This window comes from Streptomyces sp. NBC_00386 (assembly GCF_036063235.1).
Taxonomy (GTDB): domain Bacteria; phylum Actinomycetota; class Actinomycetes; order Streptomycetales; family Streptomycetaceae; genus Streptomyces.
In genome coordinates this window covers 5,349,648-5,376,647 of the sequence record NZ_CP107950.1, presented here as the reverse complement: position 1 = coordinate 5,376,647, position 27,000 = coordinate 5,349,648, and the positions used below count along the sequence as shown (strand labels likewise).

Here is a 27,000-nt window from a genome sequence, read left to right as displayed (position 1 = left end):
CTCAGCCGAGGGTCTCCTCCACGATCGCCCCCCACTGCGCCACGACCCGCTCGCGGCGCGCGGTGTCGTCGGTGAGCAGGTTCGCGAGGCCCAGACCGCGCGCCATGTCGAGCAGGCCCTGCACCGTCTCGCGCACCCCGGGCCGGGACTCGTCCGCGCCCAGCAGGTCCACCGCGATGCGGTGGCTCTCGCGGCCGACGCGGCCTTCGAGCTCGGTCACCCGCGCACGGAGCTGGTCCTCGTTCGAGGCCGCGACCCACAAGTGGAGGGCGGCGCGGAACAGCGGCCCGGTGTAGAGGCCGACGAGGGCCTCGACGACGGCATGCCGGTCGGCGGGGCCGTCGGGGAAGAGGTCGCGCAGTGCGCTGGAGCGCTCCTCGGCGACGTACTCGACCGCCGCCGTGAAGAGGTCCTCGCGGGTGGGGAAGTGGTGCTGGGCGGCACCCCGGGACACTCCGGCGCGCTCGGCGACGACGGAGACCGTGGAGCCCGCCCAGCCGTGTTCGGCGAGGCAGGCCACGGCGGCGGCCAGGAGCCGCTGCCGGGTGGCCCGGCTGCGGTCCTGTTTGGGGACGTGCGGAGTACGTGCCGCGTGTGCCGTCGCGCTCACACCACCCATGCGGGATCCCGTCGTTCGAGGAAGGCCGTCATCCCCTCGCGGGCCTGCGCGGAGGAGAACAGCCGGGCCGAGAGCGCGGTCAGGTCCGCCGCGTCCCGGTCGAAGGTCTCCAGCACCTTAGCCGTGAGCAGCGCCTTCGTCTCGGCGAGGGCTTCGGGGGCCGCCCTGCGCAGCCCGTCGAGAACGGGTGCGAGTACGGCGTCCACGTCGTCCCCGGCCTCGGTGAGGAGCCCGGTGCGGACGGCCTCGGGTGCGTCGAAGCGCTCCCCGGTGAGGTAGTACCGGGCGAGTGCGCGCGGGTCGGTGCGGGGCAGCAGCGGCAGCGAGATGACGGCGGGCGCGACCCCGATCCGTACCTCGGTGAAGGCGAAGCTCGCCGCCTCGCCCGCCACCGCGATGTCACAGGCCCCGAGCAGCCCGAGGCCGCCCGCCCGGACGTGTCCGGCCACCCGGGCCACGACGGGCTTGCGCAGCTCGACGATCCCCCGCAGCAGGCCGACGAACGCGTCCGGGGGCGGGGGGTCGCGCAGGTCGGCGCCCGCGCAGAAGGTGTTCCCGGTGTGGGTCAGGACGACGGCGCGCACGTCGCCGTCCTTGCCGCAGCGGGTGAGCGCGTCGGTGAGCTCGCCCACGAGGACGGCCGACAGGGCGTTGCGGGTGGAGGGCGAGTCCAGGGTGAGCGTGGTGATGCCGCGCTCGTGTTCCGTGCGGACGACGGTCATGACAGGCCTCTCAGTTCGCGGCGCAGGATCTTCCCGGAGACCGCCCTCGGGATCGCGTCGATGAAGGTGACGATGCGGACCCGCTTGTACGGGGCGACGCGCTCGGCGACGTACAGCATGATCTCGTTCGCCAAGAGGCCGGCGGCCGAGGGCTGGCGCACCACGAAGGCGTGCGGGACCTCGTTGTTGTCCTCGTTGTAGGACCCGATGACGGCGGCGTCGGCGATGCCGGGATGAGTGAGCAGCAGTGCCTCCAGTTCGGCGGGGGCGACCTGGAAGCCCTTGTACTTGATGAGTTCCTTGACGCGGTCCACGACGAACAGCCAGCCGTCCTCGTCCACGTGCCCGACGTCGCCGGTGTGCAGCCAGCCGTCCGGGTCGATCATCGCGGCGGTCGCGTCGGGCCGGCCCAGATAGCCCTTCATGACCTGCGGTCCGCGGACGACGATCTCGCCGCGCTCGCCGACCCCGAGGTCCTTGTCCGGGTCGTCGAGGGAGACGATGCGCATCTCGGTGCCCGCGACGAGCTTGCCGACCGTTCCCGGGGGCGGGTTCTCCGCGTCGAGCGGGACGACGTGCGTCCCGGGCGACAGTTCGGTCATGCCGTAGGCCTGGCCCACCGGCGGAAGCCCGAGCCGGGCCGAGCAGGCGGCGGCCAGCGCGGCGTCCAGGGGCGCGGCCGAACAGACGATGTACTCCAGGGAGGACAGGTCGTACTCCGCGACGGCGGGGTGCTTGGCGAGCGCCAGGACGATCGGCGGCGCCACGTACAGGCCGGTGATGCGGTGTTCCTGGATGGCGCCGAGGAACGTGTCGAGGTCGAAACGGGGCAGGACGACCACGGTGGCGCCCTGCCGCAGGGGCGCGTTCATCAGGGCCGTCAGTCCGTAGATGTGGAAGAACGGCAGCACGGCGAGGATGCGGTCGCCCGGGTTCATCGGCATGGCCGGGGAGAGCTGGGCGAGGTTGGTGGCTATGGAGCGGTGGGTGAGCATCACGCCCTTGGGGACTCCTGTGGTGCCCGAGGAGTACGGGAGGGCCGCCACGTCCTGAACGGGGTCGATGCCCACCTGCGGTTCGGGCGCGGTGCTGCCCAGCATGTCGAGCACGGACCGGTGGCCCTCCGCCTGGTCGCACACGAAGATCTCCCGTACGCCGCCCGCGAGTTCGGCGGCCCGGCGGGCCGTCTCCAGCAGGGGCGAGACGGTCACGATCCAGCGGGCCGAGGAGTCGCGCAGCTGCTTGGCGAACTCCTCCGGTGTGGCGAGCGGGTGCACCGTCGTGACCGAGGCACCCGCGCGCGTGGCCCCGTAGAAGACGACGGGGAAGGCGATGGTGTTGGGGCTGTGCAGGGCGAGCACGTCGCCCTTGCGCAGTCCCGCCTCGGCGAGCGCGGCGGCCAGTCGCCGGTGGTACTGGTCGACCTGGGCGTAGGTGAGCGTGGTGCCGTCGACGCCGTCGACGAGCGCGGGCGTCTCGCCGCGCTCGGCGGCGCGGCCCAGCACGGCGTCGTGGATCGGTTCCTCGACGGCCGGGACATCTGCGTACTCGCTGCGGAACACGGTTCCTCCTAGAGCGCTCAGTACGACTTGGGCAGACCCAGGGTCTGGTGGGAGACGTAGTTGAGAATCATCTCCCTGCTGACGGGCGCGATACGGGACACGCGCGCCGCCGTGATCAGGGAGGCGAGGCCGAACTCACGGGTGAGGCCGTTGCCCCCGAGGGTGTGCACCGCCTGGTCGACAGCCCGTACGCAGGCCTCTCCGGCCGCGTACTTGGCCATGTTGGCAGCCTCCCCCGCCCCGACGTCGTCCCCCGCGTCGTACAGGTAGGCGGCCTTCTGCATCATCAGACGGGCCAGTTCGAGCTCGATGTGGGCCTGCGCGAGAGGGTGGGCGATGGCCTGGTGTGCGCCGATCGGCGCCTTCCAGACGGTACGGTCCCGCGCGTACTCCACGGCCCTGGCGAGGGCGAAACGGCCCATGCCGATGGCGAACGCGGCCGTCATCACCCGCTCCGGGTTGAGCCCGGCGAACAGTTGCAGCAGTCCCGCGTCCTCGTCGCCGACCAGCGCGTCGGCCGGCAGCCGCACCTCGTCCAGGGTGAGCTCGAACTGCTTCTCGGCGCTGGACAGTTCCATGTCGATCTGGCGCCGGCCGAAGCCCTCGGCGTCGCGCGGGACGATGAACAGGCAGGGCTTGAGGCTGCCGGTCCGCGCGTCCTCCGTACGGCCCACGACGAGCGTCGCGTCGGCGATGTCGACGCCGGAGATGAACACCTTGCGGCCGGTCAGGACCCAGTCGGTGCCGTCGCGGCGGGCCGTGGTGGTGATGCGGTGGGAGTTGGAACCGGCGTCGGGCTCGGTGATGCCGAACGCCATGGTGCGGGTGCCGTCCGACAGGCCCGGCAGCCACGTCCGCTTCTGTTCCTCGGTGCCGAAGCGGGCGATGACCGTTCCGCAGATGGCGGGCGAGACCACGAGCATCAGCAGCGGACAGCCCGCGGCGCCCAACTCCTCCAGCACGATGGACAGTTCGGCGATGCCGCCGCCTCCGCCGCCGTACTCCTCCGGCAGGTTCACCCCGAGATAGCCGAGCTTGCCGGCCTCGGCCCACAGCTCGTCGGGGTGACGGCCTTCGGCGATGGCCTTGGTCATGTACTCACGGCCGTAGCGCTTGCCGAGAGCGGCGACCGCGGAACGGAGCGCCTTGTGTTCGTCGGTCTCTGTGACAGGGCTCATGAGGGCTCCTCGGTACGGAGAGTACGGAAAACGCGTCCTGTACGTAACTGTTCGAGCCCGCGCGGCACAGCCGCGCGGTGGTCCGTCCGGGCGCCCCGCGGCGGGGCGCCCGCTCACCGGGCGTCGTCCGCCGGCGCTTCCCCGGGCACCGCTTCCTCCCGCACGACGGCCAGCAGCGCGCCCACCTCCACCTGCTGTCCGACCACGGCGTGCAGGGCGGTGAGCGTGCCCGCCGACGGCGCCGAGATCCTGTGCTCCATCTTCATCGCCTCCAGCCACAGCAGCGGTTCCCCCGCCCGCACGGCGGAGCCCTCGGCGAGCCCCTCGGCCACCCGGACCACGGTGCCGGGCATCGGCGCGAGCAGCGATCCCGGAGCCCGGTCCGCGGCCGGATCGGGGAACCGGGGGAGCTCGGTCAGCGCGGTCGCGTTCACGAAGACCCGGCCGCCGGCGTACCGCGCCACCTCGAACGTCCTCCGCACGCCCCCCACTTCGAGGACGACCCGGCCCGCGTCGGCGCCCAGCACACGCACCCCGTCGGCCGCGAGGCCCTCGCGGGTGTGCCGGTACGCGGCCTCGTACTCGGCTCCGTGCATCCGGTAGCGCTTGGTCTGCGGCCCCGACGCCAGGTTCCGCCAGCCGCCGAACCGCGAACGCCCGTGCGCGTCGGCCAGGGCCGCGGCCAGCGGGGCGTACGGGTCCGGGGCGGGCTCGGTCAGCGCGGCGAGGTGACGGTCGTAGAACCCCGTGTCCATCCGGGCCCCGGCGAACTCCTCGTGGCGCAGCGACCGTACGAGCAGATCCCGGTTGGTGACCGGGCCGTGGACCGTGGCCCGCTCCAGCGCGCCGGCCAGCTTCCGCACGGCCTCCGCGCGGGTGCCGGCGTGCGCGACGACCTTCGCGAGCATCGGGTCGTAGTGGATGCCGACCGAGTCGCCGTCGGTGAACCCCGTGTCCAGCCGGACACCGTCCGGGACGGCGATCCGGTGCAGGGTGCCCGTCTGCGGCGCCCAGGCGCCCGCAGGGTCCTCCGCGTACAGCCGGGCCTCCACCGCGTGGCCCCGCGCGGGCGGGGGCTCGCTCTCCAGCCGCTCCCCCTCGGCGACCCGCAGTTGCAGGGCGACCAGGTCGACCCCGAACACCGCCTCCGTCACGGGGTGTTCGACCTGGAGGCGGGTGTTCATCTCCAGGAAGTGCGCGGTGCCGTCGGCGACCAGGAACTCGACCGTGCCGGCGCCGACGTAGTCCACGGCGCGGGCGGCGCGCACGGACAACGCGTAGAGCTCCCGGGTGAGTTCGTCCCCGAGCCCGGGGGCCGGCGCCTCCTCGATCACCTTCTGGTGGCGGCGCTGGAGGGAGCAGTCCCGGGTGCCGAGGGGCCAGACCGTGCCGTGCGCGTCGGCCAGGATCTGCACCTCGACGTGCCGGCCGCCCTCCACGTACGGCTCGACGAACACCTCGCCGTCGCCGAAGGCGCTCAGCGCCTCCGCGCGGGCCGCCTCCAACTCGGCTTCCAGGTGCGCCAGTTCACGGACGATCCGCATCCCGCGGCCGCCGCCGCCCGAGGCGGCCTTGACCAGCACCGGCAGGTCCTTCGCGGTGACCCGCTCCAGGGGTTCGAGACCCATCAGCTTCTTGGCCCGGGTCTTGGACGCCATCGCCTCGATCGCCTCCGGCGACGGACCGACCCACACCAGCCCCGCGTCGATCACCGCCCGCGCGAAAGAGGCGTTCTCCGACAGGAACCCGTACCCCGGGTGCACCGCGTCAGCGCCCGCCTCCAGCGCGGCCCGTACGACGAGATCGCCCCGCAGATACGTCTCCGCGGGTGTCGCGCCCGGCAGCCGTACCGCAGCGTCCGCCTCGCGCGTGTGCAGGGCGTTCTCGTCGGCGTCCGAATACACCGCGACCGTGCGCACCCCGGCCTCACGGCAGGTGCGGAAGACCCGGCAGGCGATCTCGCCCCGGTTGGCGACCAGCAGACTCGAAATCACGGAAACCCTCACATCCGGAAGACGCCGAAGCCACCGCGCGCGCCCTCGAAGGGCGCCGTGTGGATCGCGGACAGGCACAGGCCGAGGACGGTACGGGTGTCGCGCGGGTCGATGACCCCGTCGTCGTACAGCCGCCCGGACAGGAACATGGGCAGCGACTCGGACTCGATCTGCTGCTCCACCATGGCGCGCAGCGCCGCGTCTGCGTCGTCGTCGTAGGGGTGGCCCTTCGCGGCGGCCGACTGCCGGGCGACGATCGACAGGACGCCCGCGAGCTGCTGGGGTCCCATCACGGCCGATTTGGCGCTGGGCCAGGCGAACAGGAAGCGGGGGTCGTAGGCGCGACCGCACATCCCGTAGTGGCCGGCTCCGTAGGAGGCGCCCATGAGCACCGACAGATGCGGGACCCGCGAGTTGCTCACCGCGTTGATCATCATCGCGCCGTGCTTGATGATGCCGCCCTGCTCGTACTCCCTGCCGACCATGTAGCCGGTGGTGTTGTGCAGGAAGAGCAGCGGGATGTCGCGCTGGTTGGCGAGCTGGATGAACTGGGCGGCCTTCTGGGACTCGGCGCTGAACAGCACGCCCTGCGCGTTGGCGAGGACGCCGACCGGATAGCCGTGCAGGCTCGCCCAGCCGGTGGTCAGGCTCGTCCCGTACAGCGGCTTGAACTCGTCGAAGTCCGAGCCGTCGACGATCCGGGCGATCACCTCGCGCGGGTCGAACGGGTGCTTCAGATCCCCCGGGACGATCCCCAGCAGCTCGTCCTCGTCGTACTTGGGGGGCTCGGCGACGGCCGGATCGCCGTACGCCTTGCGGTGGTTCAGCCGGGCGACGACCCGGCGGGCCTGGCGGAGCGCGTCCCGCTCGTCGACCGCGAAGTAGTCCGCGAGGCCCGACACGCGCGCGTGCATCTCCGCGCCGCCCAGCGACTCGTCGTCGCTCTCCTCGCCCGTGGCCATCTTCACCAGCGGCGGCCCGCCGAGGAAGACCTTCGCCTTCTCCTTGACCATGATCACGTGGTCCGACATGCCGGGGACGTAGGCGCCTCCGGCCGTCGAGTTCCCGAAGACCACGGCCACCGTGGGGATCCCGGCGGCCGACAGCCGGGTGAGGTCGCGGAAGATCGCGCCCCCGGGGATGAAGATCTCCTTCTGCGAGGGCAGGTCGGCGCCGCCCGACTCGACCAGGCTGATGCAGGGCAGCCGGTTCGCGAGGGCGATGTCGTTGGCCCGCAGCGCCTTCTTCAGGCTCCAGGGGTTGCTGGCGCCGCCGCGCACGGTCGGGTCGTTGGCGGTGATCAGGCACTCGACGCCCTCGACCACCCCGATGCCGGTGACCAGGGAGGCGCCGACGGCGTAGTCGCTGCCCCAGGCGGCCAGCGGGGACAGCTCCAGGAACGGGGTGTCCGGGTCGAGGAGCAGTTCGATGCGCTCGCGGGCGAGCAGCTTGCCGCGCTTGCGGTGCCGCTGGACGTACTTCTCGCCGCCGCCCGCGAGGGCCTTGGCGTGCTCGGTGTCGAGGTCGGCGAGCTTGCCGAGCATGACCTCGCGGTTCGCCCGGTAGTCCGGGCCGCCCACGTCCAGGGCGGACGAAAGGACCGTCATAGCAGGACCTCCGGGATATCCAGGTGACGGGAGCGGAGCCATTCGCCGAGGGCCTTGGCCTGGGGGTCGAAACGGGCCTGGGAGGCGACGCCTTCGCCGAGGATCCCCTCGACCACGAAGTTGACGGCTCGCAGGCCGGGCAGGACGTGCCGGACGACCTTCAGCGGGCGGCTCTCCGGGAGCAGCTCCCGGAAGCGGTCGGCCGTCAGCTCGTGGGCGAGCCAGCGCCAGGCCTCGTCGGTGCGGACCCAGACGCCGACGTTGGCGTTGCCGCCCTTGTCTCCGCTGCGGGCACCGGCGATCAGGCCGAGGGGGGCGCGGCGGGCCGGACCCGCGGGCAACGGCTCGGGCAGGGACGGTTCTTCGAGTGTCTCCAGTACGAGCGTGTCCTGGGCCGGGATCACCGGGAGGCGGCTCCCGTCGTGGAGGACGGCCCTGTGGTCGACGGCGTCCTGGGGGACGTACACATCCTCGAAGACCCCATAGGGCGCGCCCTTCCCGGGTGGCGCCACCACATGGAATCCGGGGTAGCTGGCGAGCGCCAGCTCGATGGCCGCCCCGCTCAGCGCGCGCCCCACGGTGGCCTGGTCGGGGTCGCGGACGACGAGCCGCAGCAGGGCGCTCGCCGTCTCCTCGGTGTCCGCGTCGGGCCGGTCGGTGCGCACCAGTTCCCACCGCACGTCCGCGGGCGGCGACTTGGCGAGCGCGTCACTCATCTGCTCGCGCACCAGCGCGGCCTTGGCCTCGATGCCGAGTCCGGTCAGGACGAAGGTCACCTCGTTGCGGAAGCCGCCGAGCCTGTTGAGGCCGACCTTGAGGGTGGGGGGCGGTGCCTCGCCGCGCACGCCCTCGATCCGCACCCGGTCCGGGCCGTCCTGGACGAGCCGTACGGTGTCCAGGCGGGCGGTGACGTCGGGTCCCGCGTACCGGGCGCCCCCGGTCTCGTACAGCAGCTGTGCGGTGACCGTGCCGACGTCGACGAAGCCGCCGGTGCCGGGGTGCTTGGTGATGACGCAGCTGCCGTCCTCGTGGATCTCCGCGAGCGGGAAGCCGGGGCGGCGTACGTCGCCGTCGCCGAAGAAGGCGTAGTTGCCGCCGGTGGCCTGGGTCCCGCACTCCAGCACGTGCCCGGCGACGACGGCTCCCGCGAGCCGGTCGTGGTCCGTGGGCCGCCAGCCGAAGTGGGCGGCGGCGGGCCCGGTGACCAGTGCCGCGTCGGTCACCCGGCCGGTGACCACGATGTCCGCGCCCGCCCGCAGGCACTCCGCGATGCCGAAGCCGCCGAGGTAGGCGTGGGCGGCGAGGCTGCCGGGGTTTGCGGCGGTGAGGTCGTCGCCCTCGACGTGGGCGACGCGCACCGGGATGCCGAGCCGGCCGGCCAGGGTCCGCACCGCGTCGGCCAGCCCGGCCGGGTTGAGGCCGCCGGCGTTCGTCACGATCTTCACGGACCGCTCGTGCGCCAGGCCGAGACAGTCCTCCAGCTGGCGCAGGAAGGTACGGGCGTATCCGGCGGCGGGGTCCTTCAGCCGGTCCCGGCCCAGGATCAGCATGGTCAGCTCGGCGAGGTAGTCGCCGGTGAGGACGTCGAGTTCGCCGCCGGTGAGCATCTCGCGCACGGCGTCGAAGCGGTCGCCGTAGAAGCCGGAGGCGTTGCCGATGCGCAGCGTCACTCCGCGTCCCCCTTCGGCGGGCGTCCGTCGCCGGGCGGGCCCGCGAAGGCCTGGGCGATGTCGAGCCAGCGGCCGGCGTCGGGCCCCTCGGCGCGCACGTCGACGTCGGCGCGGTGCGCCCGCTGGGTGACCAGCAGACAGAAGTCGAGGGCGGTGCCGGTGACGCGCTGGGGGGCGTCCTCGGGACCGTAGGTCCAGGTGTCGCCGGAGGGGGCGAGGATCTCCACCCGGAACTCCTCGGCGGGCGCGGCGAGCCCGCGCGCGGCGAAGGCGAAGTCCCGGGTGCGGACCCCGATGCGGACCACATGCCTGAGCCGGTCGGTGGGGGGACGCACCACACCCAGGGTGTCGGCGACGTCCTGGCCGTGGGCCCAGGTCTCCATGAGCCGGCCGGTGGCCATGGAGGCACCGGACATGGGCGGGCCGTACCAGGGGAAGCGGGTGCCCGGCACGGACGCCCGCAGCGCCCGGTCCAGCGCGGCGCGCCCGGTGCGCCACCGGGCCAGCAGCTCGGCGGACGGGAGCCTGGCTCCCTCCTCGGCGCCCTCGTCCACGAACGTCGTGGGCGCCGCGAGCGCCTTCTCGACGAGGCCGTGGAAGGCGCCGGCGTCCGTGACGGAGAGGAGGGCGGAGTGGTCGGTCCAGGCGAGGTGGGCGATCTGATGGGCGACGGTCCAGTGGGGCGCGGGCGTCGGGAGCGCCCACCGCTCCGGGCTCAACTCGGCCACGAGCAGGTCGAGTTCTTCGCTTTCGTCACGCAGATCGTCGAACACGGGCGTCGGATCGGACATGGGGGGAGCATGTCAGCGCCCCCAGAAACAATCAAGCATGCTTGCATCAATTTATTTCCCCGCGATCCGCCGCCGCCCGTCACATCTCCTGTCCCCGGTCCGTCATACCGATGACGACGCGGCAAGAAGGACGCAGAGGGAGACGTGAGCATGAGCGGGACCAAGAAGATCGCGGTGGCCGGGGCGACCGGGCGGCTCGGGCGGCATGTCGTGGACGTGCTGACGGAGCGCGGGCACACCGTCGTACCGATGTCCCGGGCCACCGGGGTCGACATCGTCACCGGCGCCGGGCTGGCCGAGGCGCTGGAGGGTGTGGACGTCGTGATCGACGCGTCCAGCACGCCCTCGCCCGACCGGGAGGTGGCGACGGAGTTCTTCACGGCCGCGTCCCGCAATCTGCACGAGGCCGGGCAGAAGGCGGGGGTCGGCCGGCTGGTGGTCGTGTCGATCATCGGCATCGACGCCTCGGTCGCCGGATACAACGCGGCCAAGCTGGAGCACGAGCGCGCGGTGCTGGCGGGACCGGTGCCGGTGCGGGTGCTGCGGGCGGCGCAGTTCCACGAGCTCGTGGAGCAGTTCACGCAGTGGGGGCGCCAGGGCGACACCGTCCACGTCCCGAGGATGCGGACCCAGCTCGTCGCGGCGCGGGCCGTCGCGGAGGCGCTGGTGGAGCTGGCGGAGGCGCAGGACGCACCGGGGGCGCGGGCCCCGTTCCCCGAGGTGGCCGGTCCGCGCGAGGAGAGCCTGGAAGAGGCGGCGCGGCTGCTGATGGCCCGCCGGGACCCGGCCGTGAAGGTGGTCGCCGTGAGCGACCCGGACAACCCGGAGCGGGACCTGTTCGAGAACGGCGGCCTGCTCCCGGGGGCGGACGCCAGGCTCGCGGGCCCGGCGTTCGCGGAGTGGGTGGAAGCGGCTTCCTGAGCCGGGCGCGCCCCGGGTGCCGCCGGGGCGCATCGCACCGGGGGCGCCGGGTGGGCGTGGACGTCGGGGCGTCGCACCGCGAGGTCGGCGGCCCGCGCCGGGCCGCCCGGCCGTGACCGTACCGGGGAGCAGCCGGGTGGATGTCAGGGCCCGCCACGTGACCCGGAGCGCCCCGGGTCCCCGTGGCGGGCCATGATGCGGTGCCGGGCCGGGTGAGGTCAGGGCGCGTCGACCGGGACCGTCGCCTTCCCCCGGCCCACCTGGGTCCGCACCGCGCCCATGCTCGCGCCGATGACCAGGGCGATCGCGGCCGCCTGGGTCGTGGACAGGGACTGGTCGAGGATCAGGAAGCCCGCTGTCGCCGCGATGGCGGGCTCCAGGCTCATGAGGATCGCGAAGGTGGAGGCCGGCAGGCGGCGCAGGGCGAGGAGTTCGAGGGTGTAGGGGAGGACCGAGGACAGGACCGCCACCGCGGAGCCCAGGGCCACCGTGGTCGGGTCCAGCAGTCGGGTGCCGGACGAGACGATCCCGAGCGGCAGGAACAGCAGCGCCGCCACCGCCATGGCCAGGGCCAGGCCGTCGGCCTGGGGGAACCGGCGGCCCGTACGGGCGCTGAAGACGATGTACGCCGCCCACATCGCACCCGCCCCGAGCGCGAAGGCCGCGCCCACCGGGTCCAGGTCCCCGAACCCTCCGCCGCCCAGCAGGAAGACGCCGCACAGGGCCAGGCCCGCCCAGACCGCGTTGACCGCGCGGCGGGAGGCCAGCACCGAGAGGGCGAGGGGGCCGAGCACCTCCAGGGTGACGGCGGCGCCGAGGGGGATGCGGGCGACCGACTCGTAGAAGAGGCCGTTCATCGCGCCCATGGCGATGCCGAAGACGGCGACCGTCCCCCAGTCGGCGCGCGAGTGGCCGCGCAGCCGGGGTCGGCAGACCACGAGCAGGACCACCGCGGCGGCGAGCAGGCGCAGGGTCACCACGCCGAGCGCGCCGGCCCTCGGCATGAGGGTCACCGCGAGGGCGCCGCCGAACTGGACCGAGATCCCTCCGGCCAGCACCAGCCCGACGGGCCCGAGGGAACCTAGACGGCCGGGAGCCCCGCCCGAGGACACGGGGGCGTGCACCGTCCCGGAGACGGGCGCGGACGACGAGGTGGTGGCGCTGGGGGTGCTCACGGGCGGTCCTGGAGGCTGGCTCGGTCAGGGTGTTCATCACGATGTACTGCCGAGTCCAGGGTAGTGGACTTCGTCAGGAGTGTGAACTGCTTACGTAACTGTCCTGGATGCTGAGACCCGGATCGGGACGCTCCGCCTCGGCGGCGGCCGTCCGGCGACAGACCGTCCGGCGACGGCCGTTCAGCGACGGGACATTTGACATCCTCCCGGTCCTAAAGGGCCAGGATTCCTACTGCGGTCGGCTGACCGTCTCGGCGGGTTGCTGCTTCATCGCGCGGTGCCGGGACGGATCCCGGGCTTACCTGCACTCCACGGCCGTTTACGGTCTCCGCCTGTCCGGCGGCGACCTTGCGTCCTTCGGTCTTGATGTTGATCGCGGCGTTCACGTCGCGGTCGTGGACGGTCCCGCAGCCCTGGCACGTCCACTCGCGGACGTTCAGCGGCTTGGGGCCGTCCTTGAAGCCGCAGGCGGAGCAGAGCCGGGAGGACGGGAAGAACCGGTCCACGCGGGCGAAGACCCGCCCGTACCGTGCCGTCTTGTACTCCAGCATGCTCACGAACGCCGACCATCCGGCGTCGTGCACCGACTTGGCCAGGCGCGTGCGGGCGAGACCCTTCACCGCGAGGTCCTCGACGTACACCGCTTGGTTCTCGCGGACGATCGTCGTGGACAGCTTGTGGTGGAAGTCCCTGCGTGCGTTCGCCGCGTGCGCGTGAGCGCGGGCGACCTTGACGACGGCTTTCCTGCGGTTGTTCGAGCCCTTCGTTTTGCGGGCGAGGTTCTGCTGCGCCTTCCTCAGCTTGCGCTCGGCGCGGCGGAAGAACTTCGGCGCGCTCACCTTCCGGCCGTCGGAGAGAACCGCGAAGTAAGTGAGGCCGAGGTCGATGCCCACCTCGTCGGCGGTCGTCGGCATGCGGTCCAGGTCGGCGGCCGGGTCGGTCTCCACGACGAAGCTCGCGAAGTACCGGCCCGCCGCGTCCTTGGTCACGGTCACCGTGGACGGCGTGGAGGGCAGAGACCGGGACCATTTGACCGGGATGTCGCCGATCTTGGGCAGGCGCAGACGGCCACCTGGCGTGATCTTCCAGCCGGCGTTGGCGGTGAAACGGATCGTCTGCCGGTTGTCGCGCCTGGACTTGAAGCGGGGTGCGCCCATGCGAGGGCGCTTGCCCTTGAGGCCGTCGAAGAAGTTCTTGTACGCGGTGTCCAGGTCCCGGAGGGACTGCTGGAGGACCACCGACGACACCTCGCCGAGCCAGGCCCGGGGCTCGGTCTTCTTCGACGCGGTGAGCCGCTTGGACAGTTCGGCCGAGGTCACGAACGGCAGTCCGGCCTTGCGGGCGTCCTCGCGGATTCGCAGGGCGTCGTTGTACACCACCCGCACACAGCCGAACGCCTGGGCCAGCGCGGTGCGCTGACCCGGCGTCGGGCTGATGCGGAAGTTGTACCGGAGCTGCATGACCGGCACCCTACCGTTGGTCTATGTCACCGCGATGGGAACCTGACCCCGATATCCGCCGAGGTCGAACAGTCGTCTACAACCTGCACGCCCATTTGGTATTCGTCACCAGATACCGACGGAAGGTCATGGACGACGCCATGCTCCGCACCTGCGAGGAAGCCATGCGTAAAGTCTGCGAGGACTTCGGCGCGGAACTGAAGGAGTTCAACGGCGAAACCGACCACGTACACCTGCTCGTGCACTATCCGCCGAAGGTCGCTCTGTCCGGCCTGGTGAACTCCCTCAAGGGCGTCAGCTCCCGGCGTCTGCGCGCCGAGTACACGGGGCGGGTGAACCGCGCCATCATGCACGGCCGTTTCTGGTCGCCCTCATACTTCGCCGGCTCATGCGGTGGAGCCCCGCTGCAAGTGGTCAAGGACTACATCGCGCAGCAGAAGCAACCGGACTGACCGACCCGCCGCCATGAGGCGATTCACCCCCGGCCTGAAGGCCGGGGCACTCTCGTCTGCGAGAGGTAGACGTCCAGCGCCTTGTGCAGCACCCGGTTGATGGGCAGGTCCCACTCCCCGAGGTACTCCGCGGCCTCGCCGCCCGCGCCCGCCTTGAAGCGCAGGAGGCCGACGAGGTGGTCGCTCTCGTCCAGGGTGTCGGTGATGCCGCGGAAGTCGTACACGGCGGCGCCCAGCGCGTGGGCGTCGGTCATCATGCGCCACTGGATGGCGTTGTTGGGCTGGACCTCGCGTTTGCGGCTGGTGGAGGCGCCGTAGGAGTACCAGACATGGCTGCCGACGGTCAGCATGGTGGCCGCGGCGAGGACGTCGCCCTCGTGGCGGGCGAGATAGAGCCGCATGCGGTCGGGGTCCTCGGCCGTCAGCGAGGTCCACATCCGCTGGAAGTAGGACAGCGGGCGCGGGATGAAACGGTCGCGTTCCGCCGTCTCCGCGTAGAGCTCGTAGAAGGCGGGCAGGTCGTCGTAGCCGCCCCGGACCACCTCGACGCCGGCCTTGTCGGCCTTCTTGATGTTGCGCCGCCACTGCTGGTTGAGGCCCTTGTGGATCTCCTCCAGGGACCGTCCGGCGAAGGGGACCTGGAAGACGTAGCGCGGCTGTCCCGCCGCGAAGCCGTCCTCGCCGCCGGGCTCGGTCCGCTGCCAGCCCATCGCCCGCAGCCGGTCGGCGATCCCGTCCGCGCCCGGTTCGTACGAGGTCGCCGTCACCTCGCCGAGGCGCCGTGCCGCCGGGTCGGCGATGGCCGTCTTGACCGTGTCCGCGCTCCAGCGGCGCGCGACCACGGGCGGGCCCATCTTCACGGTGAACGCGCCGCGCGACTTCAGATGCGCGACCATCGGCCGCAGCCAGCGTTCGGCGAGGTCCGGGTCGTGCCAGTCGATGACGGGACCCTCGGGCAGGTACGCGAGGTACCGCTTGATCTTCGGCAGCGGGCGCAGCAGCACGAGGCCGGCCCCCTGGAGGCGGCCGTCCGCGTCGAACCAGCCGAGGCTCTCCGCACGCCAGTCCGGCTTCACGTCCCCCCAGGACGGCACCTGCATATGGCTGGCCGAGGGCCGCGAGCGGACGAACGCCAGGTGCTCGTCGCGGGTGATCGCCTGCAGGCGGAGAGTCATGCGCGTCGCTCCTCGAACGTCTTCGGCCGGTGAAATCCCAGCGTACTTACGCGGTGGGCGCGGACCCGTCGGCCCGCGGGCCGTTCTCCAGCGCCTCGGCCAGGACCTCCGCCAGGTGGCGGCCCCGGCGGCCGGAGAGCTGGGCCAGCTGGGTGCGGCAGGAGAAGCCGTCGGCGAGGATCACCGCGGTGTCGTCGGCCGCCCGTACCGCCGGGAGCAGCTGCTCCTCCGCGCAGGCCCGCGACACCTCCTCGTGGCCCCTCTCGAAGCCGAAGTTGCCCGCGAGTCCGCAGCAGCCGCCCGCGAGGGTGCCGGTCAGGCCCGCCGCGTCGCGCAGCCGGCGTTCGGCCGCGTCGCCGAGGACCGCGTGCTGATGGCAGTGCGTCTGGCCGGCCGCCGGGCGGTCCAGGCGCGGCGGCGTCCAGGCCGGCGCGTGCCGTTCCAGTGCCTGCGCGAAGGTCACCACCGCCGCCGCCAGCCGCACCGCGCGCGGGTCGCCGGGCAGCAGTTCGGGCAGGTCCGTGCGCAGCGCGGCGGCGCAGCTCGGTTCCAGGACGACGACCGGGATGTCGTCCATGGCGAGGTAGGGCTCCATGAGGTCGAGGGTGCGGCGGAGCACGGTGCGGGCGCGGTCGAGCTGGCCGGTCGAGACGTACGTCAGTCCGCAGCAGACGCGGTGGCGGCGGCGCGGGAGCAGTGTGCCGAGGCGGAGGGGGCCCCGGGTCACGCCGTCGCCGACGGGCCCGTGCCTCCACACCGCCCTCGGGGGCAGCAGCACGGCCAGTCCGGCGGACTCCAGGACCCTTACGGCCGCACGTCCGACGGAGGGTTCCAGGTGTTCGGTGAAGGTGTCCGGCCACAGGAGGACCGTCTTGCCGCCGAAACCCGGGAACAGCTCGCCGGCGGGCCGACCGCCCCCGCGCCTCTCCCCACCCGGTCCGCCCTGGGTGTCGTGCCCGCCCAGGCGCCGTTCGCGCTCGCGCGCCCGTGCCCGGTCCCGGAACCGGGCCGACCACCACCGGCTGAACGTCTCCGGCGCCAGCCGCGGGATCTCCCGTCCGGGTGCGACACCGGCCAGGCGCTTGGCGAGGGCGGCCAGCGGACGCATGGACGCGAGGGAGTTGACGAGCCGGGCCGAGCGGGTACGGGTCACCGCCGCGAGCCAGAAGGGGAGCCGACCCAGGGTGTAGTGCGCGGCGGGACGGCGGCGGCCCGCGTAGTGGTGGTGGAGGAACTCCGCCTTGTAGGTGGCCATGTCGACGCCGACCGGGCAGTCGGACCTGCATCCCTTGCAGGACAGGCACAGGTCCAGCGCGTCCCGGACCTCCGTCGAGCGCCACCCGCCGGTGACGATCTCGCCGGCGAGCATCTCGTGCAGCAGTCTGGCCCGCCCGCGCGTGGAGTGCTCCTCCTCGCCGGTCACCCGGAAGGAGGGGCACATGACGTCCGCGCCGCCCGGCACCGATGCCGTACGGCACTTGGCGACGCCCACGCAGCGGCGCACCGCCGCCGAGAAGTCGCCGCCGTCCGCCGGGTAGCCGAACTCCACGTCCACCGGGCGCCGCGGCAGCACCGCGAACCGCAGGTTCTGATCCAGCCGGTGCGGGCGCACGAGCATGCCGGGGTTGAGCAGGCCGCGCGGGTCCCAGAGGTCCTTCACCCGTTCGAAGAGGCGGACCATCTCAGCTCCGTACATCGTGGGCAGCAGTTCCGCGCGGGCCTGTCCGTCGCCGTGCTCGCCGGACAGCGACCCGCCGTGCGCGACGACGAGGCGGGCGGCCTCCTCCGAGAAGCGCCGGAAGCGGGTGACGCCCGCCGCGGTGATCAGGTCGAAGTCGATCCGGACGTGGATGCAGCCGTCGCCGAAGTGGCCGTACGGGGTGCCGTGCAGCCCGTGGGCGGCGAGCAGGGCCCGGAAGTCCCGCAGGTACGCGCCGAGGCGGGCGGGCGGCACCGCGCAGTCCTCCCAGCCGGGCCAGGCCTCTTCGCCGAGCCCGCGGCCGGCGCCGGGCGGGGAGCGGTCCCCGGCGTACGGCATCCGGGTCGCCGTGCCGCTCGCGTCCTCGCGCAGCCGCCACAGCGCCCGCTGCCCCGCCGGGTCGGTGACCACCAGGGCGTCCCCCACGTCCGCGGCCCGCACGATCGTGTCCGCACGCGCGCGTGCCTCCGCCGGCGATCCGCCGCCCGTCTCCACGAACAGCCAGGCCCCGCCGCGCGGCAGCCCCGCGTCGGCGGGCACGAGGTCGGCGGCCATCCCCTCCACGGTCAGCGGCCCGTACCCGAGCAGACCGGCCGCGGCGTCCGCGGCGGCGCTCTCGTCGGGGTAGGCCAGGACGGCCAGCGCCCGTGCCCGGGGTGCCTCGACCAGGCGTACGACCGCCTCGGTGAGCAGGCCCCAGGTGCCCTCGGAGCCGCAGAACGCGCGGGCCACGTCCGCGCCGCGTTCGGGCAGGAGCGCGTCGAGGGCGTACCCGGAGATCCGTCGCGGGAGGTCCGGGAAGCCGGTCCGCAGCAGCGCCAACTCGCTCTCGACCAGGGCCTTCAGCCCGTCCGGGGCGCCCTGCCAGTCCCGGCCGAGGCGGCGGGTGTCCCCGGCCGCGCCGACGACCGAGAGCTCCCGCACGTTGTCCGCCGTGGTGCCCCAGGCGACCGAGTGGGATCCGCAGGAGTTGTTGCCGATCATCCCGCCGAGGGTGCAGCGGCTGTGCGTGGAGGGGTCGGGGCCGAAGCGCAGTCCGTGCGGGGCGGCGGCTTCCTGGAGGCGGTCGAGGACGGCACCGGGCTGGACGACGGCCGTACGGGCGTCCGGGTCCAGCGCGAGGATCCGGTTCATGTGGCGGGTGAAGTCCAGGACGACGCCGGTGCCCGTGGCCTGTCCGGCGATCGAGGTGCCGCCGCCGCGCGCCACGACCGGCACCGCGTGGGCGCGGCACACGGCGAGCGCGGCGGCCACGTCCTCGGCGTCCCGCGGGGCCACCACACCGAGCGGTACGCGCCGGTAGTTGGAGGCGTCCATGGTGGTCAGCGCCCGCGCCGTCGTGCCGAAGGAGACCTCGCCGCGCACGGCCCCCGCCAGTTCGGACCGGAGCCGACCGGCCGACCCCGCCGACTGCCCCTCCGGCTGCCCTGCGGGCCGTCCGTCCGGCCGTCCGCTCGGCCTTCCGTCCGGTCGTCCGTCCGGCCGTCCACCCAGATCCGTCATGTCTCCAGGATGCCGCCGGACACCGGCGGCGGCCCTGTGGCCGGTACCCGAAAGGCACCGATATGCCGGGGCGATCATGAAACCGCTTCCCGAAGCCTCCCAATCGGATCACGAACTCTCATATAGTGACCGCGAGTTGAGCATCGAGTGTCCCTTCTCGCCCAGGACCGACCGAGGACACGACCGAGGACACGTTCTCCCCCCAGGAACACGACCGAGGACCGATTGATGACCCCGCCCCTGCCCTCCGGCGAACGACCCACCCCACGCACCACGGCGAAAGCCGTGCTGGCCGCCGCCGTCCCGGCCGCGGCCGCGGTGGTGGCCGCCGTCCTGCTCGCCCCCGAACCGGCCCGCGTGCCCCTCGCCTGGGGCACCGGCGCCGCCGCGGTGCTGCTGTGCGCCGCCGTCGCGGTGGCCGCCCACGCCGTGCAGACCAGGCGCATCGCACTGCGTCGCCTCGACAGCGTGGCCAAGGACGCCGGCCGGCTCCTTCAGGAACGCGCCAGGCTGGCGGAGGAGTTCGGCCAGGAACGGGCCAGGCTCGCCGACGATGCCGCCCGCGAACGCGCCCGCGCGGCCGAGACCGCGGCCCAGGAGCGGGTCCGTCTGACCGAGACGGCAGCCCGCGAACACGCCCGCCTCACCGAGGAGTTCACCAAGGAGCGGGAACTCCTCACCGGCGACCGCGCCCGGCTCACCGAGCGCAACGCCGAACTCTCCGAGCGCACCCGGCAGGCCGCCGCCGACCGCGCCGCCGCGATCTCGGCGATCGCCAACGCGGCCGGACGCATGCAGGCGCTGTCCACCGGCATGCTGGCCGACCTGCGCGCGATGGAGGAGAGGCACTCCGACGAGGACGTCCTCACGGACCTGCTCCACCTCGACCACCGCACCGCGCAGGCGGGCCGTCTCGCCGACTCCGTCGCCGTCCTGGCGGGCGCGCGCTCGGGGCGCCGCTGGGCCCGCCCGATCGTCATGGAGTCGATCCTGCGCGGCGCCATGGGCCGTATCGGCGGCTACCAGCGGGTGCGCGTCCACTCCGCCAGCGAGGTCGCCGTCGCCGGACACGCAGCCGAGGGCGTCATGCACGCACTGGCCGAACTCCTCGACAACGCCGCCAACTTCTCGCCGCCCACCGCCGAAGTGCATGTGTACGTCGAGGAGGTCCCCGCGGGTGTCATCGTCTCCGTCGAGGACAGCGGCCTGGTGATGGGAGACGTCCAGCTGCGCCGCGCCGAACGCGCCGTCACCGGCCCCGTCGGGCCCCGGTCCGGGCTCGGTGGCCTCACCGGCACCCGCCTCGGCCTCTCGGTGGTCGGCCGGCTCGCCCGCAAGCACGGCCTGAAGGTGTCCTTCCGGCCTTCCGCCCGCGGCGGCACCGGCGTGCTGGTCCTCATACCGCAGGACATCCTCACCCAGCCCAGCCTTCACCTCACCGGGGCGCCGCTGCCGGCCGGGTCCGAGCCCGTCCCCTCCGCCCCGACCGGCGTCGACGGCCACACCACCGCGCCGAGGCCGCCGGACGGCCGGGAATCCCCGGAATCCCCGTGGTCCCCGGACCCGCAGGAGTCCCGTACCTCCCAGGAATCCACGGCGTCCCCCGTGTCGTACGCCGCCGCCCGCGCGGCCGGCGACCTCGACCCGGACCCCGTCCCGACCCACGACTCCCCCCGGCACGAGCAGGGCCTCCCTTCCACCGGCGGCCTGCCCAAGCGCCGCCGCGGACGCACCCTCGCCCACGCCGAGCGCAGCCGCTCACACGTCACACCCCCGGCCGCCCCCGAACCCCGTACCGGCGACGACCCCAAGATCCGGTCCGCCGCCCGCTTCGGCACCTTCCGCCAGGCGGTGCGCGGCACGGCACCGGGCGCCCCCGGACCCGTACCGGCCGACGATCCGCCCCGGGCCGAAGCACCGGCACGGCCCGAGGACCACGCAACCGCGTCCACCAGTTCCCCCACCCCGACTCCCACCACCCCCACCGCGCTCCCGGAAGGCGACACCACCCCATGACCGGCACCATCACCGCCGACGAGAAGCTCACCTGGCTCATCGAGGGCCTCCTTGAGCGCACCCCGGGCGCACGGCACGCGCTCGTGCTCTCCCGCGACGGACTGAAGCTGTGCCGCACTCCGGAGCTGTCGGTCGACCAGGCCGACCAGCTCGCCGCCATCGCCGCCGGCATCCAGTCGCTGTCCCACGGCGCCTCCGTGGAGTTCGGCGACGGCAGCGGAGGCGTGCGCTCGGCGATGGCCGAGTTCTACGGAGGGGTGCTGTTCATCGTGGAAGCGGGCGACGGCGCGCACCTCGCCGTCGTCACCGCCGAGGACGCCGACGCCGGACTGGTGGGACACAACATGAGCGAACTCGTGGAACAACTCGGCGAACACCTGACCTCGCCGCCCCGGTCGTCATGAGCCGTCCTGGCAGGGACGACGCGCCCGACCGGCTGTACACCCTCACCGGAGGGCGCACCCGTTCCGGCCCCGACACCCCCTTCGACCTGGTGACACTGGTGGTCGCCGAGTGCGATCCGGCGGTGGGCATGCAGTCCGAGCACGCCGCGATCCTGCGGATGTGCGAGCGGCCGACGGCCGTCGTGGAGATCGCGGCGGAGCTGAGACTGCCGGTGTCGATCACCCGCGTCCTGCTCTCCGACCTGCTCTCCACGGGCCGGGTCAGCGCCCGTCACCCGCACACCACTGTTCCCTCCGGTCTTCCCGATCCCGACATCCTGGAGCAGGTGCTCGTTGGACTCCGTAACCTCTGACGCTCGTGCGCCCCTGTCCGCGTCCGCCGACAACGGCCTCAAGATCGTGATCGTGGGCGGCTTCGGTGTCGGCAAGACGACCCTCGTCCGCTCGGTCAGCGAGATACGTCCCCTCAACACCGAGGAGACGATGACGCAGGCCGGCGAGAGCGTCGACGACATCAGCGAGGTGCGCGGCAAGTCCGCCACCACCGTCGCCTTCGACTTCGGACGCATCACGCTGGACACGCGCAACATCCTGTACCTGTTCGGCGCACCCGGGCAGGAGCGGTTCTGGTTCCTGTGGGACCGGCTGTTCTCCGGAACGCTCGGGGCGATCGTCCTGGTCGACACCCGCCGCATCGACGAATCCTGGTACGCCATCGACCGGCTGGAGCACCACGGCACGCCCTTCATCGTCGCCTGCAACGACTTCGGCGGGCCCCCGCACACCCCCGCCCAGATCCGCGAGGCCCTCGACCTCGACCCGCACGTACCGCTGCTCGACTGCGACGCCCGCTCCCGGGAGTCCAGCAAGCAGGTGCTGATCACGCTGGTGGAGCACCTCCAGTCCCGCTACGCCCGTCACGGCGCCGCAGCCGCGGAAGGCGCCCTTCAATCACCGGAGCCCGCGCTGTGACCCCCGCCTCCGCCACCGCGCCCGTCCCCCTCGGCGGGCCGCGGTTCCAGACCGAACCCGCCGAGCTGTACCGGGAGATGCGGCGCGACCACGGATCCGTCGTGCCGGTCGTCCTCGACGGCGACATCCCCGCCTGGCTCGTGCTCGGCTACCGCGAACTGCACCAGGTCACCGGCGATCCCCAGCTGTTCAGCCGGGACTCGGACCTGTGGAGCCAGTGGGACCGCATCCCCGACGACTGGCCGCTGCTGCCGATGATCGGCCGCAAGCAGCCCTCCATCCTGTACACCGTCGGCGAGCGCCACCGCGAGCGCGCCGCGATGATCAGCGACGCCCTCGAAGCCATCGACCCCTCCGAACTGCGCTCCCAGGCCGAGAAGTTCGCCGACGAGCTGATCGACGCGATCTGCCCCAAGGGCGAGACGGACCTCATCGGCGACTACGCGGCCCTGCTGCCCGTACGGGTCCTCGCGACGCTCTACGGCTTCGCGGACGAGCAGGGACCCGGCCTGGTCACCGCCCTGAACGACATGATCAACGGGCGCGAGGGCGCGCTGGCCGGACAGCAGCATCTGGCCTCCTCCATGGCCCGGTTGATCGCCGACCGCAAGGAAGCGCCCGCCGACGACGTCGTGTCCCGGATGCTCGCGAACACCGCGGGCTTCGACGACATGGAGATCGTCCAGGACCTCATGGTCATGATGGCCGCCGGCCACCAGCCCACGGCCGACTGGATCGGCAACTCGCTGCGCCTGATGCTCACCGACGAACGGTTCGCCGCCTCCCTGTTCGGCGGCCGGCACAGCGTCGCCGAGGCCATGAACGAGGTCCTGTGGGAGGACACCCCCACCCAGAACGTGGCCGGACGCTGGGCCTCCCGCAACACCCAGCTCGGCGGCCGCCGCATCCGCGCCGGCGACCTGCTGCTGCTCGGCCTCCAGGGCGCCAACTCCGACCCCCAGGTCCGCACCGACAGTTCGGCCCTCACCGGCGGCAACAACGCCCACTTCTCCTTCGGTCACGGGGAGCACCGCTGCCCGTTCCCGGCACAGGAGGTCGCCGAGGTCATCGCGCGGACCGGCATCGAGATCGTCCTGGACCGGCTGCCGGACATCGACCTGGCGGTACCCGCCGACACGCTGACCCGGCGCCCCTCCCCGTGGCTACGGGGCCTGAACGAACTGCCCGTGCGGTTCACGCCCGTACCCGTCCTCTGAGACACCGTTGCCACCCGGCCGGCGCACACGCCCGGCCGGGGCCCGGGGCTGTCCCCATGCCCCGGGGAAGACGCGTCACCCCACCCCAGCCCTTGGAGGCACCCCCGCATGACCACCGGTACCGAAGAGACCCGCATAGTCCTGGACCCCTTCGTCACCGACCTGGACGGCGAGAGCGCCGCGCTGCGCGCCGCGGGACCGCTCGCCGCCGTCGAACTGCCCGGCGGTGTCCCGGTGTGGGCGGTCACCCACCACGCCGAGGCGCGCGCCCTGCTCACGGACCCCCGTCTGGTGAAGGACATCAACGTCTGGGGCGCCTGGCAGCGCGGCGAGATCGCCCCCGACTGGCCGCTGATCGGACTCGCCAACCCCGGCCGCTCCATGCTCACCGTGGACGGCGCGGACCACCGGCGGATGCGCACCCTGGTGGCGCAGGCACTGACCCCGCGCCGGGTGGAGCAGATGCGCGAGCGGATCTCGAAGATGACGGAGAGCCTGCTCGACAACCTCACCGGGGACGTCGTCGACCTGAAGGCCGACTTCGCCTACCCCCTGCCCATGTACGTGATCGCCGACCTCATGGGCATCGAGGAGTCCCGGCTGCCGCGTCTGAAGGAGCTCTTCGAGAAGTTCTTCTCGACGCAGACCCCGCCCGCCGAGGTCATCGCGACCCTCACCGAGCTGGCCGGGATCATGGCGGACACGGTGGCGGCCAAGCGCGCCGAGCCGGGCGACGACCTGACCAGCGCGCTGATCCTGGCTTCCGAGGACGGCGACCACCTCACCGACGCGGAGATCGTCTCCACCCTCCAGCTGATGGTCGCGGCGGGCCACGAGACGACCATCTCCCTGATCGTCAACGCGGTGGTGAACCTCTCCGCCCACCCCGACCAGCGCGCCCTCGTGCTGTCCGGCGAGGCCGACTGGTCCGCGGTCGTCGAGGAGACCCTGCGCCACTCCACCCCGACCTCCCACGTCCTCATCCGCTTCGCCACGGAGGACGTCCCGGTCGGCGACAAGGTGATCCCGGCGGGCGACGCGCTCATCGTGTCGTACGGCGCGATCGGCCGTGACGAGAACGCCCACGGGCCCACCGCGGGCGAGTTCGACGTCAGCCGCACCGGCAAGAACCGGCACATCTCCTTCGGCCACGGGCCCCACGTCTGCCCCGGCGCGGCCCTGTCCCGCCTGGAGGCGGGCGTCGCCCTGCCCGCCCTGTACGAGCGCTTCCCCTCCCTGGACCTGGCCGTCCCGGTGTCGGAGCTCCGCAACAAGCCGGTGGTGACGCAGAACGACCTGTTCGAGCTGCCGGTCAAGCTCACCGCCGGATAACCGGACCCCATGAGCCGCCGGCCGCGGCAGGGCCCGTGACGGGCCCTGCCGCGGCCGCCGCCGTCAACACGCCCCGTCTCAGCCGACGGACGACGTTTCACCGAGGTTTCCCGGAACGGCTAGGCTCCTGGCGTGGCTGATATCCAGATCCCCGCTGACCTCAAGCCCGCCGACGGACGATTCGGCGCCGGCCCCTCCAAGGTGCGGACGGAGGCACTGGACGCGCTGGCCGCGACCGGTGACTCTCTGCTCGGCACATCCCACCGCCAGGCCCCGGTCAAGAACCTGGTCGGCAAGGTGCGCGAGGGCGTGCGCGAGCTGTTCTCCCTGCCCGAGGGGTACGAGGTCGTCCTCGGCAACGGCGGCTCCACCGCGTTCTGGGACGTCGCGACGCACGGCCTGATCGAGAACAAGTCGCAGCACCTCACGTTCGGCGAGTTCTCCTCCAAGTTCGCGAAGGCGGCCAAGCTCGCCCCGTGGCTCGCCGAGCCGACCGTGGTCTCCTCCGACCCGGGCACGCACCCCGAGCCGGTCGCCGAGGCAGGCGCCGACGTCTACGCCTTCACCCACAACGAGACCTCCACCGGTGTCGCCGCCCCGATCAAGCGGGTCGCGGGCGCCGACGAGGGCTCCCTCGTCCTGGTGGACGCCACCTCCGGCGCCGGCGGCCTGCCCGTCGACATCGCCGAGACCGACGTCTACTACTTCGCCCCGCAGAAGTCCTTCGCCTCCGACGGCGGACTGTGGATCGGCGTGTTCTCCCCGGCCGCGATCGAGCGCGCCGAGCGCATCCACGCCTCGGGCCGCCACATCCCGGAGTTCTTCTCGCTGCCCACGGCGATCGACAACTCCCGCAAGAACCAGACGTACAACACCCCGGCGCTGGCCACGATCTTCCTGCTCAACGAGCAGATCGAGTGGATCAACGGCCAGGGCGGCCTCGCCTGGTCGGCCGCCCGGACGAAGGACTCCTCGACCCGCCTGTACCGCTGGGCCGAGGACAGCAAGTACGCCACCCCGTTCGTGACGGACGCGGCCAAGCGCTCGCAGGTCATCGGCACGATCGACTTCGCCGACGAGATCGACGCCGCCGCCGTCGCCAAGGTCCTGCGCGCCAACGGCATCGTCGACACCGAGCCCTACCGCAAGCTCGGCCGCAACCAGCTGCGCGTCGCCATGTTCCCGGCGATCGACCCGGCGGACGTCGAGGCGCTGACGCACTGCATCGACTACGTGATCGAGAAGCTGTAACCGTCCCGGCCTTCGAGGGGCGTCCGGCGCGCGAGCGTGCCGGACGCCCCTTCGCCGTGTTTACGGGGCCTCGGCCCCCGTCCGTCGCGTACGGGCCCGCGGCCGCCGTCCGTCGTGACGCGGGCCGCGGCCGTGTTCAGCGGCGGCGCAGCAGCCGCTTGAAGCCGAACACCACGGCGAAGAGGGCCGCGACCGCGATGGCGCCGATCTTCACCTGACCGCTCGTCCCGTCGCCGCTCCCGCCCCCGGCGGCCGAACCGCCGCCCTTGGAGGGCGAGTCGGAGCCGGACCCCGCGGCACCCGGCGCGTCCTCGGGCTCCACACCGCTGTCCGCGCCCTCACTGCCGTACAGGAGCTTCGATCCGTCGGGGGTGTAGGTGATCGACTCGCCCTGGCCCTGGAGGGGCACGTTCAGGCGCTCCAGGCGCTTGATCCGCCCGCCGTTCCAGGAGTAGGCGATCCCGCCGAAATAGCCGCGCACGGCGAGCTGACGGCCGTCGGGGGAGAAGGCCCCGTCCGTGACCCACAGATCGACGGTGGCGACGGGCTTGAACACGTTGGTCGCGGAGACGCTGAGTTCGGCGGGGCCTTCGTAGAGGTGGCCGCCGTCCTCGTTCTTGTCGGCGATGTAGACGCGCCCCGTCTTGGGGTGCACCATCAGCGCCTCCGCGTTGCGGGGACCGTCCGAGTACTTCACGACGTACTGGGTGGCACGGATCGTCTGGTCCTTGAGGACCTTCGGCTCGGGGAGCTTGTAGATCCACACGTGGTCCCACGAGCCGCCGAGGTTGTCGCCGATGTCACCGACGTACAGGTCGCCGTCGGGGCCGAGGGAGATCGCCTCGACGTCCCGGGGCGCGCCGACCCCGCTCATGGTGACCGTGGCGACGGTCCGGCCCGTCCTGCTGTCGACCGCGTACAGGTAGGGCCCGTCGTCGCTGTCGTTGTGGGTCCAGTAGACGCCCGGGTGGAGGCGTGAGGCGGCGAGACCGCTGGACTCCTTGATCCGGGGATCCTTGATGGTGAACCCACCGTCCCCGCCGTCGGCGAGGGCGGGCGCCGCCAGGGCGAGGACGAGGGCCGCTCCGGCAAGGGCTCCGGCGGCGGCTCCGGACACGAACGAGTGCGATCGGCGCATGGCCCAAGCCTGCCATCCCACCGGCCCGTTCATGTGACCGGCGCCCGCCCGGACCCGCCCCGCCCGGCCCTCGCGCCCCGCCCGGCCCCGCGCACCGCGCCGGACCGCCCGCGGGCGTGTCCAGCTTCACACCCTGGCGGCC

The 27,000-nt window shown here is 72.8% G+C and carries 22 protein-coding genes; 9 read left to right on the top strand and 13 right to left on the bottom strand.

Annotation, left to right across the window (positions count from 1 at the left end; genetic code table 11):
- Window position 1 precedes the first annotated feature (1 nt).
- The 8 genes from OG780_RS23730 to OG780_RS23695 all read right to left on the bottom strand — a co-directional run bounded on the left by OG780_RS23730 (window position 2) and on the right by OG780_RS23695 (window position 10,143).
- The gene (locus OG780_RS23730; protein WP_328451284.1) at window positions 2-619 is read right to left on the bottom strand and encodes a TetR/AcrR family transcriptional regulator; all 618 of its coding nucleotides are present in this window, start codon (window positions 617-619) and stop codon (window positions 2-4) included.
- Window positions 607-1,341: an enoyl-CoA hydratase family protein gene (locus OG780_RS23725; RefSeq protein WP_328451282.1), complete on the bottom strand. Its 735-nt coding sequence runs from the start codon at window positions 1,339-1,341 to the stop codon at window positions 607-609. Before OG780_RS23725 ends, OG780_RS23730 begins: the two co-directional genes overlap by 13 nt.
- Window positions 1,338-2,903: a 4-coumarate--CoA ligase family protein gene (locus tag OG780_RS23720; RefSeq protein ID WP_328451280.1), complete on the bottom strand. Its 1,566-nt coding sequence runs from the start codon at window positions 2,901-2,903 to the stop codon at window positions 1,338-1,340. The genes OG780_RS23725 and OG780_RS23720 overlap by 4 nt, the downstream gene beginning before the upstream one ends.
- Window positions 2,904-2,920: 17 nt before the next feature.
- Window positions 2,921-4,081: an acyl-CoA dehydrogenase family protein gene (locus OG780_RS23715; RefSeq protein ID WP_328451278.1), complete on the bottom strand. Its 1,161-nt coding sequence runs from the start codon at window positions 4,079-4,081 to the stop codon at window positions 2,921-2,923.
- A gap of 113 nt (window positions 4,082-4,194) precedes the next feature.
- Window positions 4,195-6,075: an acetyl/propionyl/methylcrotonyl-CoA carboxylase subunit alpha gene (locus tag OG780_RS23710; RefSeq protein WP_328451276.1), complete on the bottom strand. Its 1,881-nt coding sequence runs from the start codon at window positions 6,073-6,075 to the stop codon at window positions 4,195-4,197.
- A gap of 8 nt (window positions 6,076-6,083) precedes the next feature.
- Complete coding sequence (locus OG780_RS23705; protein ID WP_328451274.1) at window positions 6,084-7,682, bottom strand: acyl-CoA carboxylase subunit beta; 1,599 nt, start codon at window positions 7,680-7,682, stop codon at window positions 6,084-6,086.
- On the bottom strand, window positions 7,679-9,352 hold the full coding sequence (locus OG780_RS23700; protein WP_328451272.1) for an acyclic terpene utilization AtuA family protein: 1,674 nt from the start codon (window positions 9,350-9,352) through the stop codon (window positions 7,679-7,681). Before OG780_RS23700 ends, OG780_RS23705 begins: the two co-directional genes overlap by 4 nt.
- Window positions 9,349-10,143, bottom strand: a complete 795-nt coding sequence (locus tag OG780_RS23695) for a TIGR03084 family metal-binding protein (protein WP_328451270.1) — start codon at window positions 10,141-10,143, stop codon at window positions 9,349-9,351. The genes OG780_RS23700 and OG780_RS23695 overlap by 4 nt, the downstream gene beginning before the upstream one ends.
- A gap of 150 nt (window positions 10,144-10,293) precedes the next feature.
- Here OG780_RS23695 and OG780_RS23690 point away from each other — a divergent pair, with 150 nt between their 5' ends.
- The gene (locus OG780_RS23690) at window positions 10,294-11,064 is read left to right on the top strand and encodes an SDR family oxidoreductase (protein ID WP_328451268.1); all 771 of its coding nucleotides are present in this window, start codon (window positions 10,294-10,296) and stop codon (window positions 11,062-11,064) included.
- A gap of 218 nt (window positions 11,065-11,282) precedes the next feature.
- Here the strand turns inward: OG780_RS23690 and OG780_RS23685 are convergent, their stop codons facing one another.
- Both OG780_RS23685 and OG780_RS23680 read right to left on the bottom strand, forming a co-directional pair.
- Window positions 11,283-12,239 (bottom strand): EamA family transporter, encoded by a 957-nt coding sequence (locus tag OG780_RS23685; protein ID WP_328451266.1) that lies wholly within the window; start codon window positions 12,237-12,239, stop codon window positions 11,283-11,285.
- A 212-nt stretch (window positions 12,240-12,451) separates the two neighbouring features.
- Window positions 12,452-13,699 (bottom strand): RNA-guided endonuclease InsQ/TnpB family protein, encoded by a 1,248-nt coding sequence (locus OG780_RS23680; RefSeq protein ID WP_328451264.1) that lies wholly within the window; start codon window positions 13,697-13,699, stop codon window positions 12,452-12,454.
- Between the two features lie 23 nt (window positions 13,700-13,722).
- Between OG780_RS23680 and tnpA the strand changes: the two genes are divergently transcribed.
- Window positions 13,723-14,151, top strand: a complete 429-nt coding sequence (gene tnpA / locus OG780_RS23675; protein ID WP_328451262.1) for an IS200/IS605 family transposase — start codon at window positions 13,723-13,725, stop codon at window positions 14,149-14,151.
- A 23-nt stretch (window positions 14,152-14,174) separates the two neighbouring features.
- On the opposite strand, the gene OG780_RS23670 is transcribed toward tnpA, so the two are convergent.
- Both OG780_RS23670 and OG780_RS23665 read right to left on the bottom strand, forming a co-directional pair.
- Window positions 14,175-15,326 carry a lipid II:glycine glycyltransferase FemX gene (locus tag OG780_RS23670; RefSeq protein WP_328451260.1) on the bottom strand — a complete coding sequence of 384 codons (1,152 nt, stop codon included), beginning with the start codon at window positions 15,324-15,326 and terminating at the stop codon, window positions 14,175-14,177.
- A 46-nt stretch (window positions 15,327-15,372) separates the two neighbouring features.
- Entirely contained in the window at window positions 15,373-18,528 is a 3,156-nt protein-coding gene (locus OG780_RS23665; protein ID WP_443062196.1) for an FAD-binding and (Fe-S)-binding domain-containing protein, read from the bottom strand.
- Between the two features lie 228 nt (window positions 18,529-18,756).
- On the opposite strand from OG780_RS23665, the gene OG780_RS23660 reads away from it, so the two are divergent.
- From OG780_RS23660 to serC, 7 genes are all read left to right on the top strand, one after another.
- A complete protein-coding gene (locus OG780_RS23660) occupies window positions 18,757-20,544 on the top strand; it encodes an ATP-binding protein (RefSeq protein ID WP_328451258.1) in 1,788 nt (595 codons plus the stop codon).
- The gene (locus tag OG780_RS23655; RefSeq protein ID WP_261701833.1) at window positions 20,541-20,948 is read left to right on the top strand and encodes a roadblock/LC7 domain-containing protein; all 408 of its coding nucleotides are present in this window, start codon (window positions 20,541-20,543) and stop codon (window positions 20,946-20,948) included. Before OG780_RS23660 ends, OG780_RS23655 begins: the two co-directional genes overlap by 4 nt.
- Entirely contained in the window at window positions 20,945-21,301 is a 357-nt protein-coding gene (locus OG780_RS23650; protein ID WP_326787105.1) for a DUF742 domain-containing protein, read from the top strand. Before OG780_RS23655 ends, OG780_RS23650 begins: the two co-directional genes overlap by 4 nt.
- Window positions 21,282-21,920, top strand: a complete 639-nt coding sequence (locus tag OG780_RS23645; protein ID WP_443062195.1) for a GTP-binding protein — start codon at window positions 21,282-21,284, stop codon at window positions 21,918-21,920. Before OG780_RS23650 ends, OG780_RS23645 begins: the two co-directional genes overlap by 20 nt.
- Window positions 21,917-23,137 carry a cytochrome P450 gene (locus tag OG780_RS23640; RefSeq protein ID WP_326787104.1) on the top strand — a complete coding sequence of 407 codons (1,221 nt, stop codon included), beginning with the start codon at window positions 21,917-21,919 and terminating at the stop codon, window positions 23,135-23,137. Before OG780_RS23645 ends, OG780_RS23640 begins: the two co-directional genes overlap by 4 nt.
- A gap of 108 nt (window positions 23,138-23,245) precedes the next feature.
- The gene (locus tag OG780_RS23635) at window positions 23,246-24,469 is read left to right on the top strand and encodes a cytochrome P450 family protein (protein WP_328451252.1); all 1,224 of its coding nucleotides are present in this window, start codon (window positions 23,246-23,248) and stop codon (window positions 24,467-24,469) included.
- Between the two features lie 132 nt (window positions 24,470-24,601).
- The gene (serC, locus tag OG780_RS23630) at window positions 24,602-25,720 is read left to right on the top strand and encodes a phosphoserine transaminase (protein WP_328451250.1); all 1,119 of its coding nucleotides are present in this window, start codon (window positions 24,602-24,604) and stop codon (window positions 25,718-25,720) included.
- Window positions 25,721-25,856: 136 nt separating this feature from the next.
- On the opposite strand, the gene OG780_RS23625 is transcribed toward serC, so the two are convergent.
- Entirely contained in the window at window positions 25,857-26,858 is a 1,002-nt protein-coding gene (locus OG780_RS23625) for a WD40 repeat domain-containing protein (RefSeq protein WP_328451248.1), read from the bottom strand.
- Between the last annotated feature and the right edge of the window lie 142 nt (window positions 26,859-27,000).

Excerpts from the sequence above, each read along its gene's own strand:
- OG780_RS23730 (WP_328451284.1), bottom strand. The coding sequence starts at position 619 with ATGGGTGGTGTGAGCGCGACGGCACACGCGGCACGTACTCCGCACGTC.
- OG780_RS23725 (WP_328451282.1), bottom strand. The coding sequence starts at position 1,341 with ATGACCGTCGTCCGCACGGAACACGAGCGCGGCATCACCACGCTCACC.
- OG780_RS23715 (WP_328451278.1), bottom strand. The coding sequence starts at position 4,081 with ATGAGCCCTGTCACAGAGACCGACGAACACAAGGCGCTCCGTTCCGCG.
- OG780_RS23705 (WP_328451274.1), bottom strand. The coding sequence starts at position 7,682 with ATGACGGTCCTTTCGTCCGCCCTGGACGTGGGCGGCCCGGACTACCGG.
- OG780_RS23695 (WP_328451270.1), bottom strand. The coding sequence starts at position 10,143 with ATGTCCGATCCGACGCCCGTGTTCGACGATCTGCGTGACGAAAGCGAA.
- OG780_RS23690 (WP_328451268.1), top strand. The coding sequence starts at position 10,294 with ATGAGCGGGACCAAGAAGATCGCGGTGGCCGGGGCGACCGGGCGGCTC.
- OG780_RS23680 (WP_328451264.1), bottom strand. The coding sequence starts at position 13,699 with ATGCAGCTCCGGTACAACTTCCGCATCAGCCCGACGCCGGGTCAGCGC.
- tnpA (WP_328451262.1), top strand. The coding sequence starts at position 13,723 with ATGTCACCGCGATGGGAACCTGACCCCGATATCCGCCGAGGTCGAACA.
- OG780_RS23670 (WP_328451260.1), bottom strand. The coding sequence starts at position 15,326 with ATGACTCTCCGCCTGCAGGCGATCACCCGCGACGAGCACCTGGCGTTC.
- OG780_RS23665 (WP_443062196.1), bottom strand. The coding sequence starts at position 18,528 with ATGACGGATCTGGGTGGACGGCCGGACGGACGACCGGACGGAAGGCCG.
- OG780_RS23660 (WP_328451258.1), top strand. The coding sequence starts at position 18,757 with ATGACCCCGCCCCTGCCCTCCGGCGAACGACCCACCCCACGCACCACG.
- OG780_RS23655 (WP_261701833.1), top strand. The coding sequence starts at position 20,541 with ATGACCGGCACCATCACCGCCGACGAGAAGCTCACCTGGCTCATCGAG.
- OG780_RS23650 (WP_326787105.1), top strand. The coding sequence starts at position 20,945 with ATGAGCCGTCCTGGCAGGGACGACGCGCCCGACCGGCTGTACACCCTC.
- OG780_RS23635 (WP_328451252.1), top strand. The coding sequence starts at position 23,246 with ATGACCACCGGTACCGAAGAGACCCGCATAGTCCTGGACCCCTTCGTC.
- OG780_RS23625 (WP_328451248.1), bottom strand. The coding sequence starts at position 26,858 with ATGCGCCGATCGCACTCGTTCGTGTCCGGAGCCGCCGCCGGAGCCCTT.